The organism is Nocardioides pantholopis, from assembly GCF_003710085.1.
In the GTDB taxonomy this organism is placed as follows: Bacteria; Actinomycetota; Actinomycetes; order Propionibacteriales; family Nocardioidaceae; genus Nocardioides; species Nocardioides pantholopis.
This window is the reverse complement of record NZ_CP033324.1, coordinates 2,662,501-2,665,000: the sequence shown is the minus strand read 5'-3', so window position 1 is coordinate 2,665,000 and position 2,500 is coordinate 2,662,501. Positions and strand designations below refer to the sequence as shown.

The following is a 2,500-nucleotide window of genomic DNA, read 5'->3' as shown; positions in this document are numbered from 1 at the left end:
GCTGGAGTCATGTCCAGTTACCTGCACCTGAATATATAGGGTGTGTGGAGGGAACGTCGGGAAGTGAAACATCTCAGTACCGACAGGAAGAGAAAACAATAGTGATTCCGAGAGTAGTGGCGAGCGAAATCGGATCAGGCTAAACCTCATGCGTGTGATACCCGGCAGGGGTTGCGTGTGGGGGGTTGTGGGACCGTGCGATTCCATCTGCCGGTGGAGTACAGAGTAAGAAACCACGTCTGAAGTCGAAGTCCGTTGGAAAGCGGCGCCGTAGAGGGTGATAGCCCCGTAGGTGTAAGGTCGTGGCTCTGGTGCGGGATCCCAAGTAACACGGAACCCCTGAAATTCCGTGTGAATCTGGCAGGACCACCTGTTAAGCCTAAATACTCCTTGATGACCGATAGCGGACAAGTACCGTGAGGGAAAGGTGAAAAGTACCCCTGGCGGGGAGTGAAATAGTACCTGAAACCATGTGCCTACAATCCGTCGGAGCGAGATCTTCGGATCTTGTGACGGCGTGCCTTTTGAAGAATGAGCCTGCGAGTTTGCGGTGTGTTGCGAGGTTAACCCGTGTGGGGAAGCCGTAGCGAAAGCGAGTCCTAATAGGGCGATTCAGTAGCGCGCTCAAGACCCGAAGCGAAGTGATCTATCCATGGGCAGGTTGAAGCGCGGGTAAGACCGCGTGGAGGACCGAACCCACTTAGGTTGAAAACTGAGGGGATGACCTGTGGATAGGGGTGAAAGGCCAATCAAACTTCGTGATAGCTGGTTCTCCCCGAAATGCATTTAGGTGCAGCGTCGCGTGTTTCTTGCCGGAGGTAGAGCACTGGATAGCTAATGGGCCCTACAAGGTTACTGACGTTAGCCAAACTCCGAATGCCGGTAAGTGAGAGCGCGGCAGTGAGACTGCGGGGGATAAGCTCCGTAGTCGAGAGGGAAACAGCCCAGACCATCAGCTAAGGCCCCTAAGCGGTGACTAAGTGGAAAAGGATGTGGAGTCGCATTGACAACCAGGAGGTTGGCTTGGAAGCAGCCACCCTTGAAAGAGTGCGTAATAGCTCACTGGTCAAGTGATTCCGCGCCGACAATGTAGCGGGGCTCAAGTCATCCGCCGAAGCTATGGCATTCACATATTCTCCTAGCCTTCGTGGTTCAGGTGTGTGGATGGGTAGGGGAGCGTCGTGTCGCGAGTGAAGCGCCGGAGTGATCCAGGTGTGGACGCGACACGAGTGAGAATGCAGGCATGAGTAGCGAATGCAATGTGAGAAACATTGCCGCCGAATGATCAAGGGTTCCAGGGTCAAGCTAATCTGCCCTGGGTAAGTCGGGACCTAAGGCGAGGCCGACAGGCGTAGTCGATGGACAACGGGTTGATATTCCCGTACCGGCAAAGTAGCGCCCATGACGAACCTGGTGATGCTAACCATCTGAAACCACATCTATCGGACCCTTCGGGGCGAGAGGGTGTGGCGTAGCGTGGGACCCGAACTGGTAGTAGTCAAGCGATGGGGTGACGCAGGAAGGTAGTCGAACCGTACCGATGGTTGTGTACGGCCAAGCATGTAGGGAGGCACCTAGGCAAATCCGGGTGCCTGACTTCAATGTCGATCTTGAGATGTGATGGGGACCCTTTTGGGGAAGTCGGTGATCCTATGCTGTCGAGAAAAACCTCTAGCGAGCTACGCGCCGCCCGTACCCCAAACCGACTCAGGTGATCAGGTAGAGAATACCAAGGCGATCGAGCGAACCATGGTTAAGGAACTCGGCAAAATGCCCCCGTAACTTCGGGAGAAGGGGGGCCCGGATCGTGTACCCACTAGCTGGGGAAGCGTGAAGGGCCGCAGAGACCAGGCCCAAGCGACTGTTTACTAAAAACACAGGTCCGTGCGAAGTCGTAAGACGATGTATACGGACTGACTCCTGCCCGGTGCTGGAAGGTTAAGGGGACCGGTTAGATCGCAAGATCGAAGCTGAGAACTTAAGCCCCAGTAAACGGCGGTGGTAACTATAACCATCCTAAGGTAGCGAAATTCCTTGTCGGGTAAGTTCCGACCTGCACGAATGGAGTAACGACTTGGGCGCTGTCTCAACCGTGGACTCGGCGAAATTGCACTACGAGTAAAGATGCTCGTTACGCGCGGCAGGACGGAAAGACCCCGGGACCTTTACTATAGTTTGGTATTGGTGTTTGGTTCGGCTTGTGTAGGATAGGTGGGAGACTGTGAAGCGGCCACGCCAGTGGTTGTGGAGTCAACGTTGAAATACCACTCTGGTCGTACTAGATGTCTAACCTAGGTCCATGATCTGGATCAGGGACAGTGCCTGATGGGTAGTTTAACTGGGGCGGTTGCCTCCTAAAATGTAACGGAGGCGCTCAAAGGTTCCCTCAGCCTGGTTGGCAATCAGGTGTTGAGTGTAAGTGCACAAGGGAGCTTGACTGTGAGACAGACATGTCGAGCAGGGACGAAAGTCGGAACTAGTGATCCGGCGTCGGCATGTG

Annotated in this window: 1 rRNA gene (cut by both window edges); it reads left to right on the top strand. The window is 54.6% G+C overall.

Annotated elements, in window-relative coordinates:
- Positions 1-2,500: ribosomal RNA gene (locus tag EBO35_RS12780) — 23S ribosomal RNA — on the top strand (it extends past both window edges: 131 nt to the left, 487 nt to the right).